The sequence below is a fragment of the Leptolyngbya sp. ST-U4 genome (genome assembly GCF_039962215.1).
In the GTDB taxonomy this organism is placed as follows: domain Bacteria; phylum Cyanobacteriota; class Cyanobacteriia; order Elainellales; family Elainellaceae; genus Leptolyngbya_A.
Map to the genome: position 1 here is coordinate 14,971 of NZ_JAMPKZ010000023.1, position 18,855 is coordinate 33,825.

An 18,855-nucleotide genomic window follows, 5' to 3' on the forward strand; every position below is an offset into this window, starting at 1 on the left:
ACCTCTGCGACTTCTTACACCCTTTTGGGAAAATTTCTGGGGAAATTTCTGGGAAAACCATGAAACGCTGGCTGCCTTATCTTGCAAATCTGGTTTTGAATCTAACGACGATCGCCCTGCTGTGGCTAAGTTACCCGATGGCTGCCTGGAGTCAGGACTTGCCTGCTCTAACCGAGGTGACTGCTCCGACGAATCGATCGCCTTCTGGGGTGGAAAATATTTCGAGCGAGAAGCTGAATCAGTTTGTGCAGGCATATTTGCAGGTGACAACGCTGATCGAGCAGCGAGAGGACGAACTTCAGGGTGTAGAAACCAATGGCGAATCGCTTCAAATGCAGCGCGAAATTGCTGCTGATGCCGTAAGCAAAATCGACGCAGCCGGACTGACGCTGCAGGAATATCTCCAGCTATTGCGGCTTGCCAACCTCGACCCGGAATTTGGCGATCGGGTTGCGGTTCAGCTTCAGGAGGCAGCGAATTAAGATGACCAATGCGCCACAAGTGCTTTGTTTGGGCGAAATGCTGTGGGACTGTATTGCCGATCATCCGGCAGATTCTGTGAACGCGGTGAAATCCTGGACTTCCTATGCAGGGGGTGCGCCCGCTAACGTTGCCTGTGGGCTGGTGAAGCTGGGAACGCCTGCTGCGCTAATTGCCTGCATTGGAGAAGACGTCCCGGGCGAACAGCTTGTAGAAATTCTGGAGCAAATCGGCGTCGATCTGCGAGGAATTCAGCGACACGCGACGGCTCCCACCCGACAAATCGATGTCCTGCGATCGAACACGGGCGACCGAACCTTTGCTGGATTTCGGGGTGGAGAAACGACAGACTTTGCCGATACGCGGCTGAAAGCAGAATTATTGCCAATCGACTTATTTGAAGGGGCTCAGTTTCTCGTGTGCGGTACGATCGGATTTGCCTATCCTGAAAGCCGCGCTGCCTTTGAACGAGCGATTGCTTTAGCAAAAGCGCAATCCGTTCACATGGTGCTAGATGTCAACTGGCGACCTGTGTTCTGGCAGGATCACGCTGCTGCGAAATTGCTAATTTTGGATGTGATGCGGCAGGCAGATCTGCTCAAGCTTTCGATCGAAGAAGCGGAATGGCTTTTGAATACAGACCGTGCGGCGATCGTTGCTGAACGCTTTCCCCACCTCAAGGGCGTATTAATCACCGCAGGCGAAGCGGGATGCGAATATTGGTTCAGCGGCAATGTGGAACAGGTTCCTGCTTTTTCAGTCGAAGTTGAAGAAACCACCGGAGCCGGGGATGGCTTTGTGGCAGGACTGGTGCATCAGCTTTGCGTTCAGGGTATGGAGGCGTTAGCTGACCCCGATCGAGCGCATCAAATCGTTCGCTACGCCAGTGCAGTTGGTTCACTCACCACCATCAGAGCTGGGGCGATCGAGGCTCAGCCACAAGCCGAAGAAGTAGAAGCTTTCCTGTATCTCATGAGAAATGGTCTTTCCTAAAATTCAGATGAAATGCTGTTTGCCCGGTCTTTGTTTATTCACTGGGCTTTTTTGAATTTGAGCTGCCCAATTGCGAGATCGTTAGTTTTCAGGTAAACATTCAATGAACGACTGTTGCTTGCTTTGCCTGTTGACTTTAGTCTGTTAACCTTGCCGGTTAACTTTGTTTGTTAACGACTTTGTCTGTTAACCTTGCCTGTTGACTTTGTCTGGATTGTCCTGAACTGGATCGGATCGATCGCCTGTCACATATGCCTTTGGAACCCATCGCTATTATCGGACTCGGATGTCGCTATCCGGGAGCTAACCATCCTGAAGCCTTTTGGCAGCTTATGCAAGCCGGGAAGGATGCAGTCACTGAAGTTCCGCCCGATCGCTGGGATGTGCAGCAGTTCTACAGTCCAGAGTTGAGTGAACCGGGCAAGACGAATACCCGCTGGGGCGGCTTTCTAGAGCAAATCGATCGCTTTGATCCGCAGTTTTTTGGCATTGCGCCCCGTGAAGTTGCCACGATGGACCCACAGCAGCGGCTCTTGCTGGAGGTGGCATGGGAGGCACTGGAAGATGGAGGACAAGTTCCAGAACAACTCCGCGGGTCAGAAACAGGAGTGTTTATCGGCATTGGCACACACGATTACTCGATCATGCTGTGGCAGCAGCCGATTAACGATCCCTATGCGACAACAGGCACGGGCAACTGCATCGCGGCAAATCGAATTTCTTATTTGTTTGACTTCAAAGGTCCAAGTCTGGCGATCGATACGGCTTGTTCCTCTTCGCTGGTGGCGGTTCATCTTGCCTGTCAAAGCCTCTGGACAGGAGAATCGACCCTTGCTCTGGCAGGTGGGGTAAATGTGCTGATTTTGCCCACAGTGACGATCGGCTTCTCGAAAGGGGGCTTTATGTCGTCGAGCGGTCGCTGCAAGAGTTTTGATGCCAGCGCGGATGGCTATGTGCGAAGCGAAGGAGCGGGCATTGTGGTGCTGAAGCCGCTGTCTCGGGCACTTGCCGATCGCGATCCGATTTATGCGACGATTCGCGGCAGTGCGGTTAATCAGGATGGCTTCAGTCAGGGCATGGCGGCTCCTAATCCCACGGCGCAAGAGGCGGTGCTGCGATCGGCGTATCGGCGGGCGGGTGTTTCTCCGGCAGCGGTGCAGTACGTCGAGGCACACGGAACCGGAACCAAGTTGGGCGACCCGATCGAGCTTCAAGCACTGAGCGCGGTGCTGACCAAAGGACGAGCGATGAATCAGCCCTGTGCGATCGGCTCGGTCAAAAGCAACATCGGACACACGGAAACTGCAGCAGGCGTTGCAGGCTTAATCAAAGTTGCGCTGGCAATCAAGCATGGGCTAATTCCGCCCAGTCTGCATTTCAAAACACCCAATCCGCAGATTCCCTTCGATCGCCTACCGCTGCGCGTCCAGACTGAACTGACCTCCTGGTCTTCAGAATTGCCGCTGCTGGCAGGTGTGAATTCCTTTGGCTTTGGCGGCACCAATGCCCATGTCGTTGTGGAGGCAGCTCCTTCTGCTTCGCTTAGTCCAGCGAATTCCGGCTCTGCCCAACGTCCGCTGCATTTGCTTACCCTTTCTGCCAAAACGGAAAAGGCACTCCGGGATTTGTCCCAACGCTATGCCCAGTGGATTGCCGATCGTTCAGACGTGGATCTGGCTAATCTCTGCTACACAGCAAACGCCAAACGATCGCGCTTCTCCCACCGTTTAGCGGTGATGACTGAATCTTTGTCCCAGCTTCAGCAGCAGTTAGCGGCTTTCTCGCGTCAACAGCCCGTTGCCGGAGTGAGCTACGCCACCGCATCGCCCGCGCCCCTGGCATTTTTGTTTACCGGGCAGGGTTCGCAGTATGGCGGCATGGGTCGTCAGCTTTACGAAACAGAACCCGTTTTTAGAGCGGCGATCGATCGATGTGGCGTAATTTTGCAGAGCGAGCTAGATCGATTACCTGATAGGAAGAATGGTTTTGTATCACTGCGATCGCTTCTTTACGAAGAGGACTTTGCTGATTTACTGAATCAAACTGCCTACACCCAGCCGGCGATTTTTGCCTTGGAATATGCTTTGGCGCAGCTCTGGCTGTCCTGGGGGATTGAACCCCATGCGGTTATGGGTCACAGCGTGGGTGAGTATGTAGCGGCTTGCGTGGCGGGGGTGTTTTGCCTGGAGGATGGCTTAAGGCTGATTGCGGCACGGGGTCGGCTAATGCAAGCGTTACCCCTAAATGGCGGGATGATTTCGGTGGCGGCAGAAGCGTCAACGGTTCGATCGCTGATGCAGTCTGTTTGTGGTTCAGAATTTGTCTCGATCGCAGCGATCAATGGCCCTCAAAGTACGGTGATTTCCGGTGAGCAAGAGGTGATCGATTTACTAGCGATCGAGTTTGAGCTTCAGGGCATCAAAACCACGCGGCTCAAGGTGTCCCATGCGTTTCATTCGCCGTTGATGGAGCCAATGATCGCCCAGTTTTGCCAGGTTGCGGAAACGATCGTTTATCATCCACCGCACAGGGCGATCGTCTCGAATGTCACAGGTCGTTTGGTCGGTGCAGAAATCGCGACGCCGGACTACTGGTGTGAGCATATCCGTCAGCCCGTGCAGTTTGCGGCAGGCTTGGCGACCCTGTATCAGCAAAACTATCGCACCTTTCTAGAAATTGGGGCGAAGCCGATCTTGTGCGGGATGGGACGAACCTGTGTGTCGTCGTCTGATGTCCAGTGGTTGCCTAGCCTTGATCCGCGTCAGTCAGACTGGACGGTTTTGCTGCTTAGCCTGGGTGCGATCGCCGCGATGGGATTCTCGGTAAACTGGGCAGCATTCGATCGCGCAGAAGAACGGCAGGTTCTTCATTTACCCACTTACCCGTTTCAGCGACAGCGATACTGGTGGGACGAAGCGGTGTTGCCAGGAACCTTTCAGCCGCAGAGCCAGAACGATTACCGCTACGAAGAACTGCAAAATCAACGGCTCGGTTCTCCTCATGATGGGGAGGCTAGGGGAACGAATCGTGCAGACAATGCAGACAATGCAGACAATGTAAATTTCGTTCACCCCAAATGCAATCATCCTTTGCTGGGTCAGCTTCTTTCAGCGAATTCAGCAGAAGCGCGATTTGCAGCGACGATCGCCCCCCATCAGCCCGATTACCTGCAAGATCACCGCATTGCTAACCAAATCATTTTCCCCGCAGCAGGCTATGTCGAAATTGCGCTGGCAGCTGCCGCTCAAACGCTTTCGGGTGGGCAAATTTGCATCGAGTCTCTGGCGATCGAACAGCCGCTTCTCTTTCCTGCCGGTGATGCGGGTGGCAAAGTTGAAATTCAGACGATCGTGCTTTCGGATGAATCAGGAAACGGAAAGCGGTTTCAGATTTGCAGTGGAAATTCTGCTTTGCAGCCAGGCGATCGCCAACGTTACGCGACAGGCAAAATTCGAGCCGTTCAGCAGGCGGAAAAACTGAACCGATCGCTCCAGTTCTGGCAGGACATTCAGCAGCTTCAGCAGCGCGAAGGCTTATCGTCCAACACCTATTACCAGCAGCTTCGGCAGCAGCATCTTCACTATGGAAAGTCTTTTCAGGCAATTCAGCAGCTCTGGCAGCAGCAAAATGTTGCCTGGAGTCGAATCCAGCTCCCGGCAGGTCTGGACGCATCCCCTTATTCTCTCCATCCGGTCGTGTGGGATGCCTGTTTTCAGACGGTCGGTGCGGCAGTGGCTCAAGTTCGGTCCACCCTCAATTTGTCGGTCTATTTGCCGGTGGGGATCGATCGTCTGACGCTTGCTCGATCGATCGATCGAATTTTGGAAAGCCCCCTAAATTCCTCAGGGCTAAATTCTTCAGGGCTAAATTCCCCAGGGTTGGAGGGCTTTGAACGTCAGCCTCATCGGCTCGGTTTCCCCCAGAATGGGTTCGATCGGGAGGCAAACGCTCCTTCCCATACGGATTTCCATACAGAATTGAGCCAGAATTTAGCCTCGGATCGCTCTATCTGGTGCTGGGTTGAGCTTCAGGCTGCTGATTTGGCTCCGTCTAAAACGAACCAGAGTCGCCCGCATTCACTCAAAGCAAATCTGATGCTATTCAGTGCGATCGGCGAAAATCTCGCGACGATCGAAGGGCTGACGCTGCAAGCGGTAAGCGATACGACCCTGCAAAAACTGCTGCAAGTGCCGCACAAATCCGATGAATCACAAAACTGGCTCTATGAGCTGGTCTGGCAGCCACAGGATCATCATGCGCTTGAATTAACACGTTCCGGCGATCGACTGTGGATTATCTTTGCAGACGATCGCGGCGTGGGTGAGAAATTAGCCGATTTGCTGAAGCAGCAGGGCGATCGATCGGTGTTGGTTTGGGCGGGGGACGGCAATCGCCGGATTAAAGCAGACCAGTATGCGATCGATCCCGTTTGCCCGGAGCAGTTTCAACAGCTAATGCGCGAACTGGGTCCCGCCAATTCGATCGGGTCTTGTGGCATTGTGCATCTCTGGAGCTTGAATGGCTCCTGTTCTGGCTCCCCTTCTGGGCAGCCCTGGCTCGATGAGCAGGCGATGGGCTGTGGCACAGCTCTGAACCTGCTGCAAGCGATGCCTTCCCGCTCGCGACTTTGGCTGATTACGCAGGCAACGCAGGCAATACCAGACAGTTCCCCGTCTGGAAGCATGGATTCACACTCAATCGGGCTTAATGCAGCACACAGTTCGCTTTGGGGCTTGGCACGGACGATTCGCTTAGAGCAGCCAGAACTGCACTGCACCTGCATCGACCTAGGCAGTCAACCTTCGGATGCAACGCTGGCTCAACTGGTCGAGGAATTGCAGCAACCGGACGGTGAGGACCAGATCGCCTATCGGCAGGAGCAACGTTATGTTGCTCGACTGGTGCGATCGATCGCGACTCAGACCCCGATGCCAGAAACTCCTTTGCGGCTGGGAATTTCTGCCTATGGTGTGCTGGATGACCTGGCACTGATGCCCAGTGAGCGGCGATTTCCTCAGCGAGGCGAGGTCGAGATTCAGGTCTTTGCGGCAGGGGTGAACTTCCGTGATGTTCTCAACGCACTGGGAATGCTGCAACCCGTGCTGCAAGAAATGGGCTATGCAGAAGCGGCGGTGGTTCCGTTTGGCGGCGAATGTGTGGGGCGAATTGTGGCAGTCGGGGCAGGAGTGCGCGGCTTGCAGGTGGGGGATGAAGTGATTGCAGCGCAGGCACTCGGCAGTTTGGCGCAGTTTGTCACGGTGAAGGCGCAGTTTGTGATTCTAAAACCGAAGCGGCTCACGTTTGCGGAAGCGGCAACCCTGCCCACAACTTTCCTCACCGCTCAGTACGGCTTGCAGCATCTGGCAAAGCTCAAGCGGGGTCAACGGGTTTTGATTCATGCAGCGGCGGGCGGTGTGGGTCAGGCGGCAATTCAGATTGCTCAGCAGGTAGGCGCAACGGTTTACGCGACTGCGAGTCCGGGGAAATGGGATTTTCTCCGGTCTTTAGGCGTGCAGCACATCATGAATTCCCGCACGATCGACTTTGCCGAAATGGTGATGCACCTCACTGATGGACAGGGCGTGGATGTGGTGCTGAATAGCCTCAGCGGAGCGTTCATCGAGCCAAGTTTGTCGGTGCTCGCGGCGGGTGGGCGATTTGTTGAGATCGGCAAGCTGGGCATCTGGACGGCAGAACAAGTGCAGCAGACCCGATCGGATGTCGTTTATCTCCCGTTTGATCTGTGGACTGTGGGGCAGGAAAATCCGGCTGTGATTCGATCGATGCTGAAATCGCTGCTGCCCAAATTTGAGTCAGGCAAGTTAAACCCGTTGCCGCATACTGTTTTTCCGATCGAGCAAGCGGCAGATGCTTTTCGCTATATGGCACAGGCAAAGCATATTGGAAGAGTTGTGATCACGCTGCCGCCCCTTTCCCCAGGTCAGCCGATTGTTTTTCCAAACTGCACTTATCTGATCACAGGCGGACTCGGCGCACTTGGACTCAAAACAGCCCAGGGCTTGATCGATCACGGCGCAACGCACTTGCTTTTAGCGGGACGCAAACCACCCTCGCCGGAGGCACAGCAGGCAATCGAGCAAATGCAGGCTCACGGCGCATCGATCACAATTGCCCAGGTGGATATCACCCGGTTCGAGGCGATCGAGCAGTTGCTTTTGCCTTATCAGGCGGAGCATCCGGCTCCTCTACGAGGCATCATTCATGCGGCAGGAATCCTGGATGACGGGATGCTGCAAAATCTCACCTGGACAAGATTTGTTCAGGTAATGGCTCCCAAAGTAGCGGGAGCGTGGCATTTGCATCAAGCAAGCCGATCGCTGTCGCTCGATTTCTTTGTTTGCTTTTCGTCGATCGCTTCTCTGTTTGGCTCACCCGGTCAGGGCAGCTATGCGGCGGCAAATGCAGCGATTGATGGGTTAATGCACTATCGTCGTCAGCTCGGTTTACCGGGACTCAGCATCAACTGGGGAGCCTGGGCAGAAGTGGGCATGGCAGCTCGGCTAGAAGAACGCGATCAGCAGCGATTGGCCGCGCAGGGAATGGCTCTGATTCCAAGCGATCGGGGAATAACACTGCTCGAAACGCTGCTGCGGATGCGATCACCTCAGAAAGGGAACTGCTTCGCATCGGCTCAGGTGGGGGTGTTGCCTGTAGACTGGTCAGTATTTCTGGCACGTCAGGTTAACGTTCCACCGTTCCTGGAGGCATTCGCTCAGCCATTATTAAAAATCTCCTCCGAGAGGTCAGTGAAGACCTTATCTGGGATGTTATCCGGGACATTATCCGAGACATCCTCCAGGACGTTCACGAACCCTGATCAAGAATTATCAAAATCGCAGTTTATTAACCAGCAATCAGAAGATATTGCGGAAAGTGTAAGCGCCGTTCCTGCTGCCGCAGCTTCTGAAGCACCCCGCTCTTTGGAACAATTGCAAGCCCATCTGCAAGCAGAACTGGCAAAAGTATTGGGATTCAGTACAGCGGATGCGATCGGATTCAGCGATAATTTTGCCGATTTGGGTATGGACTCGCTGATGGCAGTAGAGTTTAACAATCGCCTGCAAAAAACATTGAATTGCACAATTTCATCCTCGGTTCTGTTTGACTATGCCACGATCGCCGCTCTGTCTGCCTATCTGCTCACGCTTTTAGGAGAGGACGATCGAGTAGCCGTTCAGGCAATGCCTTCGGCAGCGGTTCATCGCGCTGACACGGTGGAAAGCTTAGCCCAGCGGAACGGCTTTATTGAGTTAGAGCAAGAACTTCAGACAAATCGTTCAAACGGTTCAGAGATAGCGTCAGATTCTGGAAAGCTCTCCGTAGGCGGGCGATCGAATTCTGCCTATCAGGATGCGATCGAGCAAAAAGCAATTGGCTCGGTTGACCGCTCAGGAAATGGTATTTCTGATACTTCAGATAATTTAGAAATCGATAATTTAGAAATTCATAACAGTCGGCAGACGAGCGAAACACAATCAAATTCAAATGAACCCCGGAACGATACTGAAATTAATGCTGAAATTGCTGAAATTAATGTTGATTTAGAATCGCTTCCGGTTGAGTTTTATCAGTTTGCTCAGATGCCGGAGTATATCAATCTGAAACACGATCTGGCACGAGTGGAGCAGCTCGGCAATCCATTCTTCAAGATTTACGAGGGAATTGCGCGGGAAACGACGCGGCTCAATGGTCGTGAATTCATCAGCTATGCCAGCTATAACTATATCGGGATGTCTGGCGATCCGATCGTTTCTGAGGCGGCAAAGGCAGCGATCGATCGCTATGGCACATCGGTTTCTGCAAGTCGTGTGGTGGCAGGCGAACGTCCGATTCATCGGGAGCTTGAGCAAACGATCGCCCGCTTTCTGGGCACAGAAGACTGCATTGTGTATGTGGGCGGTCATGCCACGAATGTAACGACGATCGGGCATCTGTTGGGCAGTCGCGATCTGATTTTGTATGACGCATTAAGCCACAATAGCCTGCGCGAAGGCTGCAATCTTTCGGGTGCAACGGCGATCGAGTTTGCCCATAACGATGTGCGATCGCTCGAACAGCAGCTGATTCAGCATCGGCATCGCTACGAAAAAGTGCTGATTGTCGTTGAGGGAATTTACAGTACTGATGGCGATCTCGCGCCGCTTCCTGAAATTGTTGCCTTGAAGCAGCGATTCAAAACGTTTTTGATGGTCGATGAAGCGCATTCGATCGGGGTATTGGGGCGGCGTGGGGGCGGCATTGGTGAACACTTCAACATCGTGCCCAATGCGGTCGATTTGTGGATGGGGACGCTGAGCAAATCGTTTGCAAGCTGCGGTGGCTATATTGCAGGCTGTAAAGCACTGATTGAATATCTGAAATACACCGCTCCCGGATTTGTCTTTAGCGTTGGGATGTCTCCGGCAAATACGGCGGCAGCATTAGCAGCACTCCAGGTGCTTCAGAAGGAACCCGATCGCGTTACAAAACTGCATCAGCGATCGCAGCTTTTCCTGCAATTGGCACAGCAGCATCAATTAAATACGGGCGCAAGCCACAGTTCACCTGTGATTCCCGTGATTGTGGGCGAACCCTATAAAGCTGTTCAACTTTCCCATCTCTTAGCTGAGCGCGGTATTGATGTGCAGCCAATGGTCTATCCCTCTGTGCCTTATCATGCGTCGCGTTTGCGTTTCTTTGTCACCTGCCTTCACTCCGAAGCGCAAATTCGATACACGATCGAGCAACTGGCGCAGGCGATCGATCAGCTTGCTTAAATTAACAATGATTAGTTTTTTAGAATGACGAACATTTATTTCTGAAAATTGAAAAATAATCAAAAGATCCCTGCAAAAAATACCTGAAAGACAATTGAAAGGCGGATGAAACACTATCAAATTGCGGCATTGCCCGGAGAAGGAGTCGGTCCAGAAGTGGTGGAAGCATCGCTGGTGATTCTGCAGCAAGCAGCTCAGCAGTTTGGCTTTACCGTGGCGATCGATCGGGGGCTGATCGGTGAACCCGCGCAACAGCAGCACGGCAATTTTTTCCCAGAAGCAACAGCTCAGCTCTGCGAAGGCAAAGACGGCATCTTGTTTGGGGCAGTGACTCAGGGTGGGTTGTTGGAACTGCGAAAACGCTTCGATTTTTTTGCTAATTTGCGTCCGGTGCGTCCTTCAGTTCATTTGCGGGAGCGATCGCCCCTCAAACCCGAAAAGCTGGACAATGTGGATTTGCTGTTTGTGCGGGAATTGGTGAGCGGCATTTATTTTGGGGCATCCGGGCGCGGTATCGACCAGCGAGGCTCCTACGGCTATCACACGATGCAGTATTGGGATCGAGAGATCCGGCGGGTTGCTAGAGTTGCGCTAAAGCAGGCGCAAAATCGCCGTTGCCATCTCACGATCGCCCACAAAGAAAACGCCTTACCGCACCTTCCCTGGACTCGTCTGGTGCAGAGTGAAGCCGCCGCCTTTCCCGAGGTGACGATCGAGCCAATGCTGGTGGATACGCTGGCAATGCAAATCGTGATGAACCCGCAGCAGTTTGACGTGATTTTGGCAGGCAATTTGTTTGGTGATATTCTCAGCGATTTGGGCGCAGTGCTGACCGGGTCGATCGGAGTGCTCGGATCAGCGAGCCTTAACGCCGCTGGATCTGGACTGTATGAACCCATCCACGGAACCGCCCCCGATCTCGTAGGCAAGGGCATTGTGAATCCAATGGGCACGATCGCTAGCGTTGAACTCATGCTGCGGCAATGGGGCGAAATTGAAGCCGCCAATTGTCTAATGCAAACTCAGGAAGAATTACTGGCGCAGGGATACCGCACGGCTGATTTAATGACGCGATCGGAGGATAAATTTGTGAATACGCAGGAGTTTGTCGATCGGTTTTTGGAGATGATGAGTTCGATTGATTGAGATGATGGTGGGGGATTAGATAGCAGTGAAATAATATTTCAGAGCTGTTTGCAGGAAATTCAACGATGACAGTTGACTATCTTCGATTGATTCCAGAAGATCCATACTATATCCCAGCGCAAAACTAATCCGTAGCGCTGGAAGAATTCTCCCGTTTACTTCCGGCAGGAGTGGAGATCGAAATTTCTGTTTATGATACAGCCCACTTCATCGATCAGGGAGAAAACTTTGAGCAGGTGTCTTGTCCATTTTGCGGTAGTGAGCTAGCAACGGACTGGTGGCAAGATGCAATGGATGAAGCCTACAAAAATCTATTCGAAAACTTGTCCGTTACTTTACCCTGTTGTACTCGACAAACATCTCTGAATGATCTTGATTATCGGATGCCAGCCGGATTTGCTCGATTTGTTCTATCTGCCCGTAATCCAAATTTGGGCAGAAATTTAACTGACAGTGAACTAGAGCCGATCGAAAGGGTATTGAACTGTAAAATCAGGCAAATATGCAGCACCTATTAGCCACAGTCAAACGTTAGTTTTTAAGCCAATCAATAAACTAAAAATTGACTTGAAAAGCGATTAAATCAATCCATCTATGAATCAGCAAGAACCCTCCCCCCGCATTCTCTACCTCGGCAGCGACATCAACACCGATGACATTATCCCCGCTAAGCGCGGCACAAACGGCGAACCTGACCACCTGAAACGCTATGCCTTTGAACACCTGATCGGCGAAGGCAAACTGATGGAATACGACATCATTGAAGCAGGCGACAACTTTGGCTGTGGCTCCAGCCGCGAGTTTGCCCCGATCGCCATCCAAGCCGCAGGGATCCAAAAAGTCCGTGCCCGCTCCTTCGCCGAAATCTTTTACCGCAACAGCATCAACATCGGGCTTCCCCTCGAATTCCTCTCCCCATCCCTCCATTCCCTCACTTCCTCATCCACCCCCGCTCCCCTGATTCAATCCATCACCCACTCCGGCGGACTCTCCTCCTTCAATGAACGCCGCCGCGCCGGAAAAATTACCCTTCCCCCCAGCCAAACCCCGCCCCGCCCGATGACAATGGCAGAAAAACTGCTGGCACGCGCTTCAGGCAATGAATTTGTGCAGCCTGGAGAAGTGATATTTGCAACAGTCGATCTGGCAATGTCGCACGATGCGATCGCCGCTACGGTTGGAGAACGCTTTTATCAGGAATTTGGCGCAGATGCAAAAGTCTGGGATGCGAATCGGATTGTGTTTGTTGCGGATCACTTTATCCAGATCAACGACATTCGATCGGATGCAGGCGCGATTCAAATGCACAAGCAGATGGTGCAGTTTGCCCAAGCCCAGAATTGCCGCTTGTTTGATGTGGTTTCTCCTGGTGAAGCGGCGGGAATTTGTCATGTGCTTCTGCCCGAACAGGGTTTGATTCGCCCGGGTATGGTGATCGCCGGAACTGATTCCCATAGTTGCACCTACGGCGCGTTTGGCTGCTTTTCGACGGGCGTGGGCACAACGGATATGGCAAACCTGTTCGCAATGGGCGATTTGTGGCTACGCGTCCCGGGAACGCTGCGGTTTGATCTGTCGGGAACCCTGCCGGATCACGTCAGCGCGAAAGATATCATGCTGTTTATTCTGGGGCAGATTGGCTGCGATGGGGCAGTGGGTAAAGTAATGGAGTTTTGCGGCAGTATTGTCGATGCGCTTGCGATCGATGAACGCATGACTCTAGCCAATATGGTGATCGAGTGTGGCGCAATGTGTGGCTTGATGGCGGTTGATGAAACCACCCGTGCTTATCTGCGCGATCGAGGACAAACGGAGTTTCTCGAAATCACAGCCGATCCAGATGCCCAGTACGATCGCGTTTATTCTTTTGATCTTTCGAACCTGGAACCGCAAATTGCCTGTCCACCCAAGCCCGATCGCGTGATCAGCATCAGCGAACTGTCGGATGTGTCCATCACCCGCGCCTTTATCGGTTCCTGTACGGGCGGTAAGTTCCACGATTTGCAGCAGGCAGCTGCCGTTTTGAAGGGACGCAAAGTTGCCCCCGGTGTCAGCTTGTTTGTGGTTCCCGCATCGCAACAAATTCGTCAGCAGGCAAAAGCATCAGGAGATCTGCAAATTCTAGAACAGGCAGGCGCGCAAATTCTGAAATCGGGCTGCGGAGCCTGTATCAATGCTGGATTCGGCGTGTTAGGTAAACAGGAAACAGGCATTTACGCCACCAACCGTAACTTTAAAGGACGTAGTGGTGACCCCACGGCGCACAACTATCTGGCATCTCCCCGAACGGTGGCGATCTCTGCGGTGCGCGGCAAAATTAGCGATCGGCTGGAAAACGATCGATGAATACCTAAGCTGTTGTTTCATAAACAGTGCTTTTAGTAAAGCTTTCCTCACAAAATTTTGCACGAATTAAGAAGAATTGTTACAGTGCAGGAAACCTTGCTCCTTACCTCCTGCCTGTATGAATCTTCTTTTCGGCATTATTCCAACTCCGTCACCGCTGCAAGCCAAGTCTCGTGTTTATGACCTGAAAGCCCGATTAGATTGGGGCGAGCCTGCCCTGACGATTATTGATGTCCGCGATCGATCGGCGTTTCAGCTTAGCCATTTGCTCGGCGCGATAAATATGCCGCTTGAAGAATTACTCGATCGGGTACTGACCAGCCTGGAACGGACGCGGGACATTTACGTGTACAGCGATATAAACGAAGAAGCCGCAGAGGCAGCAGCGATTTTGCGAACTGCGGGATACCTCAATGTGTCTGAGCTTCAGGGTGGGTTACCTGCCTGGAAAGCAGTAGGCTATCCGATCGAGTCGGGCTTCTTCTGGCTCGCACTCTAGGATCTTGAGTACAGGATCTTGAGTACGCCTCAAACATCCTCCAAAGATTGTTTAGCCGCAAAAATTGCTCACGCTCCATTTCCTCAAATCGCTGATGCTCGAATCTTTTATGATCGAGAGACAGAGTGGGGTCAATGCAATGCGTGCAGGAATAATTTCTGGAATCTCTTCTGAAATTGCTCAGCTTGGGCGACGCTTTTTGGCGATGCGAAGCAGGTTTCCCCAGGGGGTAATCGGGCTGGTGCTGATTATGGCGATCGGGCTGTCGTCCTGTAATCCGAGCGAACTACGATCGCAGGCAGCCAGCGTGCCCCGGTTAGTCATCAGTGAACTAAGCGAACCCAAGACATTTAACCCCGTGACCAGTCAGGAAACCACCAGTGTTTTTGGGCTGATTCTAGACAGCTTGCTGTCTACCAACGGCTTGAACGGGGATCTGGAGCCTGGATTAGCGGAAAGCTGGGAAATTTCGCCTAACCAGAAGCAAATTACCTTTACCCTGCGCGAGGGGCTAAAGTGGTCGGATAGCACACCGCTCACAGTAGATGATGTGCTGTTCACGTTTAACGATGTGCTGTTTAATCCCAAAATTCCCAGCAGCTCAGCAGATATTCTGCGAGTGGGCGAACAGGGCAAATTTCCGACGGTTGAGAAAGTAGACGATCGCCGCGTTCGATTCACTGTTCCCGAACCCTTTGCGCCGATTTTGCGGTTTGCGGGCGGTGTAGAAATCCTGCCCAAGCACGTTCTAGCCGAGTCTGTTTCGACTCTGGATGGAAACAACCAGCCCAAGTTTCTTTCGACCTGGGGCACGGGTACCAATCCTGCGGAAATTGTAGGCAGCGGTGCTTACAAACTCACGAGTTATCGGGTGGGAGAGCGCCTGATCTTCGATCGCAATCCCAACTACTGGCGCAAAGATGCTCAGGGCAATCCTCAGCCGTATATCGATCAGTTTGTGATCCAGATTGTGGAATCGACCGATGCTCAGTTGACCCAGTTTCGGTCGGGCGGTTTGGATACGGCTGCGGTCACCCCAGATTATTTCCGACTGATCAAACGCGAAGAAAACCGGGGCGATTTCACAATTTATGAGGGGGGTCCTGCTCTCAGCTCCCTTTTCATGGCATTCAATCTCAATCAGGGCAAACGTAACGGTAAACCCCTCGTTAACCCAATCAAGTCACGCTGGTTTAATACGCTGGAGTTTCGGCAGGCAGTGGCTCAGGCGATCGATCGCCCCACGATGATCAACAATATCTATCAGGGTTTGGGCGTTCCGCAAAATTCGCCGATTTATATCCAGAGTCCTTACTATCTTCCGCCTGAAAAAGGATTGCCCACCTACGAGTACAACATCGAGCAGGCAAAGGCTCTGTTGCAGCGTGCCGGATTCAAATACAACGCCCAGGGACAGCTTCTTGATGCAGACGGCAATCGGGTGCGCTTTACCATGTCTACCAATGCGGGCAACAAAATTCGTGAAGCCAGCGGTTCTCAAATTAAGCAAGACTTGTCAAAAATTGGGATTCAGGTCGATTTTCAGCCAGTCGCCTTTAACACGTTGGTTGGCCAAATGACAGACAGCCTGGACTGGGACACGATGATCATGGGCTTGGGCGGCGCAGGAATTGAACCCGATGGCGGTCGAAATGTTTGGTCGCCCGATGGACAGCTTCACCTGTTTAACCAGAAACCGGGTGAAGGAAAAACGCCGCTCGAAGAACGAGTCGTGGCAGACTGGGAAGCCGAAATCGGACAGCTCTATGTCAAGGGAAGCCAGGAACTAAACGACGACAAACGCAAAGCCATCTACGCCGAAATTCAAAAGCTGGTTCAGCAATACGTGCCAATGGTATATCTGGTCAATCCACTTGCCCTCTCCGCAGTCCGAAACGAAATCGAAGGCGTGAAGTTTTCTGCGCTCGGCGGTTCGCTGTGGAATTTGCATGAGCTGAAGCTGAGCGAGGAGTAGGGGGGAGTAAGGGAGTAGATGAATGATTACTCCCCTTCCCTCAACCTTTACTCAACCCCACGCTGATCGATCGCCTTTCGAGCTTTTTCGGCTCTGGTTTCGGCTTCTGCCATGACTTCAGGCAGCTTTTCTAGCATTTCGCCAGGGTAGTTTTCCAGCACCTTGGTGGAAAGCGAAATTCGCCGCTTCACCGCATCCAGATCGATAATGAGGGCTTTAATGGGCTGTCCGATTTCAAAGACCTGGTTCAGGTCCGCAATATAGTTTTTGCTGATTTGGTTGATGTGAAGCAAGCCTGTGGTGCCGTCAAATTCAACAAAGACTCCAAAGGGCTTCATGCTGACGACCTTGCCCTCGATAAGTTGACCGATCGTAAGCTGGCTGAGGCTGACTGCCTGGGAGGCCATGCGCTGCGACAGCACCAAACGGCGGCGATCGGGGTCTACTTCGAGCACTGCAACGTTTAAGGCTTTGCCGATCAGAGCTTCTAGATTATCGCGCTCGACCAGATGCGATCGGGGAATAAACCCGCGAATGCCCTGAACTTCTGCGGTCACGCCGCCTTTATTAATGCCGCTGACTCTTGCCTGCGTTGTTTGCTGATCTTCTTGCAGGGCTTGCAGTCTTGTCCAAGCTTGCTTGATTTCAAACTGGCGCAGCGATAGCGTTACTTGCCCGTCGTCGTTTTGCTCACGGATGATCAGGTACTCGCGCTCCTCGCCTTCGGGAAGAAATTCAGGCAGGTTAGTCACGCGCTTAAGGGAGGCTTCTTCGATCGGTAGAAATGCAGCCGATTTGCCGCCAATATCAATATAGGCTCCGTCTGAATCGTAGCCCGCTACTTTGCCCCGCACGACCTGACCTCTCTGAAACTGATAGTCGTGTTGTTCGAGGGCTTTAGCAAAGTCGTCAGTAGAAAAGGACAAAGTCAGCCTCCTAGAAACCAAGTTGAATTACTCAGACTGAGATTACTCCGGCGATCGCCGATTGATTTGCCAATCGATCGAATGACGATCGTGATCGAAGCGATCCAGGCAATGATCTTAGCGAGATCTTAGCGATCCTCTCTGAGCACTACTTCCTGACCTATGGTACTCTCTCCATCCTGGGAATGACATCTCTCGCAGCGAGATCACTGGCGGATCTGCCAGCACCCCCAGGGGCAGCCTCGCAGCAGCGCGTTAACTCATTCGCTTGAGGGCAGACAGCAACAAATCTTGAGGTTTTGGATTCGTTTCAGCCGATGCTTACAGCCTTGTTCAGGCGATTGAAGTACAAAAAATGGGGCATAGCCCCTGCACTCCCCGTACCTTACGGGAGTGAAAAACGCTGTATCCAGTTTGAGCTGGCTGGGTTGGGGGCAATTAATTTTTCTGGAAATTCCCCCATTTAACGGGTAGCGAAAATCATCATGTTAAGCCCTTGGAGGAATTTACTCGCGCTTACACTGCGCCTGAAATAATTTCCTCCCTTGGGGCGGATTACGAAACACGCGATTCTAAGCAGCAATAAAGTATCCGCCTCACGAATCGTCATTACTACCATCGAATCTAAGTTCCAATGCCCATGAACATGTTCCGCCTCCGAATCCAATGCTGGAAGATTAAACATCTGCCCCTCATGCCCCACATGAGACGACTTTATCAGTCGCACCATTTAGAGAAATGCCTGAAGATGAGCGAACTTTCTGAACATCGCTTCTGAAACGTACTTTCGAGGTGTTTTCAAGGTACAGCCTTTGAGGGGCAGAGCAGCCTTCGAGCAGAGCATCTATCGAAACGCGACGGATAGCTCGATCGCTGTCTCTAGTCGATCGCACGGTGGCAGCAGCGTCAACGAGTCTCTGGTGTTTAGCGCGTTGCGTGGGGCACTCCAGGGTTCGAGACAGTAATAGTCTTTTCCTTTGACCGTCCAGAAAACCAGCGTGGAAAACAGGGGATCGTAAGCGAGGGTCAGGTCAATTCGACGGGCAGCATCGGCAACGCTTGCAGACTCGCGAGAAATCTGGCGAAAGGCAACGTCAATTTCATCGCGATCGAAATCAAACTGTCCTGAAAACGGATGCACGGTTTGAGTCTGCTGATCCTGATACGCGATCGCCGGAATCTCGAACTGAAGCTGAGCCTTGTCATTGACTGGAAAATAGGGATGAAAGCCGATCGAGAAGGGCATCGGTTCAGCGGAACGGCTGGTAATCTGCTGCTCGATCCGCAGGCGATTGGGCAGAAGGCGATAGGTAAACCGTAACTCGAAGTCAAACGGGTACTGCGATCGAGTCAGGTTACTGCTGCTTAGCACAAGCTGGATTGCGTCAGCTGGGGAAGGGTTAACCACTGTCCAGGGCAGGTCGCGGGCGAAGCCATGCTGTTTCATTAAGTAGGACTTGCCTTGATGGGTGTAGGTGTTGTTGGGCAAGTTACCGCAAATGGGAAACAAAATGGGAATTCCGCCCCGGACGCTGAGGCTGGGATCGGCAAAACGCGCTTCGTCTAAATAGAGAATGTCTTGCCCCTGCACTTGCCAGCGTGTGATGATTCCGCCCCGTTCGGGCACGACTTCCAGGCGAGTTGAGGTTGCCTCGTCGGTGAGAATGCAGGTGAGAAACTGGCGTTGCTCGATCGAAAAAGCCATAACAATTA

General features: G+C 52.5%; 10 protein-coding genes. 8 read left to right on the top strand and 2 right to left on the bottom strand.

The genetic code is table 11. The annotated features are described in order from the left end of the window. Window positions 1-59: 59 nt before the first annotated feature. From NDA02_RS22075 to NDA02_RS22110, 8 genes are all read left to right on the top strand, one after another. Entirely contained in the window at window positions 60-482 is a 423-nt protein-coding gene (locus NDA02_RS22075; protein WP_242067286.1) for a DUF4168 domain-containing protein, read from the top strand. Between the two features lies 1 nt (window position 483). Beyond that, window positions 484-1,473, top strand: coding sequence for a carbohydrate kinase (locus tag NDA02_RS22080; protein ID WP_190791574.1), 990 nt, complete (start codon window positions 484-486; stop codon window positions 1,471-1,473). A 251-nt stretch (window positions 1,474-1,724) separates the two neighbouring features. Next, window positions 1,725-10,250 (top strand): aminotransferase class I/II-fold pyridoxal phosphate-dependent enzyme, encoded by an 8,526-nt coding sequence (locus NDA02_RS22085; protein ID WP_348255903.1) that lies wholly within the window; start codon window positions 1,725-1,727, stop codon window positions 10,248-10,250. 105 nt (window positions 10,251-10,355) lie between these two features. After that, window positions 10,356-11,396 (top strand): isocitrate/isopropylmalate family dehydrogenase, encoded by a 1,041-nt coding sequence (locus NDA02_RS22090; protein ID WP_190791573.1) that lies wholly within the window; start codon window positions 10,356-10,358, stop codon window positions 11,394-11,396. A gap of 170 nt (window positions 11,397-11,566) precedes the next feature. Continuing rightward, a complete protein-coding gene (locus NDA02_RS22095; protein WP_348255905.1) occupies window positions 11,567-11,914 on the top strand; it encodes a hypothetical protein in 348 nt (115 codons plus the stop codon). Between the two features lie 76 nt (window positions 11,915-11,990). After that, a complete protein-coding gene (locus tag NDA02_RS22100; RefSeq protein WP_348248579.1) occupies window positions 11,991-13,742 on the top strand; it encodes an aconitase/3-isopropylmalate dehydratase large subunit family protein in 1,752 nt (583 codons plus the stop codon). A 118-nt stretch (window positions 13,743-13,860) separates the two neighbouring features. Further along, window positions 13,861-14,241, top strand: a complete 381-nt coding sequence (locus NDA02_RS22105; protein WP_190791571.1) for a rhodanese-like domain-containing protein — start codon at window positions 13,861-13,863, stop codon at window positions 14,239-14,241. A 205-nt stretch (window positions 14,242-14,446) separates the two neighbouring features. Beyond that, window positions 14,447-16,216: an ABC transporter substrate-binding protein gene (locus NDA02_RS22110; RefSeq protein WP_199296502.1), complete on the top strand. Its 1,770-nt coding sequence runs from the start codon at window positions 14,447-14,449 to the stop codon at window positions 16,214-16,216. Window positions 16,217-16,263: 47 nt separating this feature from the next. Here NDA02_RS22110 and NDA02_RS22115 read toward each other — a convergent pair whose 3' ends face one another. After that, a complete protein-coding gene (locus NDA02_RS22115; protein WP_199296501.1) occupies window positions 16,264-17,142 on the bottom strand; it encodes a S1 RNA-binding domain-containing protein in 879 nt (292 codons plus the stop codon). Window positions 17,143-17,986: 844 nt separating this feature from the next. Next, on the bottom strand, window positions 17,987-18,847 hold the full coding sequence (locus tag NDA02_RS22120) for an aldose epimerase (protein WP_190791584.1): 861 nt from the start codon (window positions 18,845-18,847) through the stop codon (window positions 17,987-17,989). Window positions 18,848-18,855: the final 8 nt, after the last annotated feature.

What these genes read in the sequence shown, in the direction of transcription:
- NDA02_RS22075 (WP_242067286.1), top strand. Translation starts at nt 60, where the DNA reads ATGAAACGCTGGCTGCCTTATCTTGCAAATCTGGTTTTGAATCTAACG.
- NDA02_RS22080 (WP_190791574.1), top strand. Translation starts at nt 484, where the DNA reads ATGACCAATGCGCCACAAGTGCTTTGTTTGGGCGAAATGCTGTGGGAC.
- NDA02_RS22085 (WP_348255903.1), top strand. Translation starts at nt 1,725, where the DNA reads ATGCCTTTGGAACCCATCGCTATTATCGGACTCGGATGTCGCTATCCG.
- NDA02_RS22090 (WP_190791573.1), top strand. Translation starts at nt 10,356, where the DNA reads ATGAAACACTATCAAATTGCGGCATTGCCCGGAGAAGGAGTCGGTCCA.
- NDA02_RS22100 (WP_348248579.1), top strand. Translation starts at nt 11,991, where the DNA reads ATGAATCAGCAAGAACCCTCCCCCCGCATTCTCTACCTCGGCAGCGAC.
- NDA02_RS22105 (WP_190791571.1), top strand. Translation starts at nt 13,861, where the DNA reads ATGAATCTTCTTTTCGGCATTATTCCAACTCCGTCACCGCTGCAAGCC.
- NDA02_RS22110 (WP_199296502.1), top strand. Translation starts at nt 14,447, where the DNA reads ATGCGAAGCAGGTTTCCCCAGGGGGTAATCGGGCTGGTGCTGATTATG.
- NDA02_RS22120 (WP_190791584.1), bottom strand. Translation starts at nt 18,847, where the DNA reads ATGGCTTTTTCGATCGAGCAACGCCAGTTTCTCACCTGCATTCTCACC.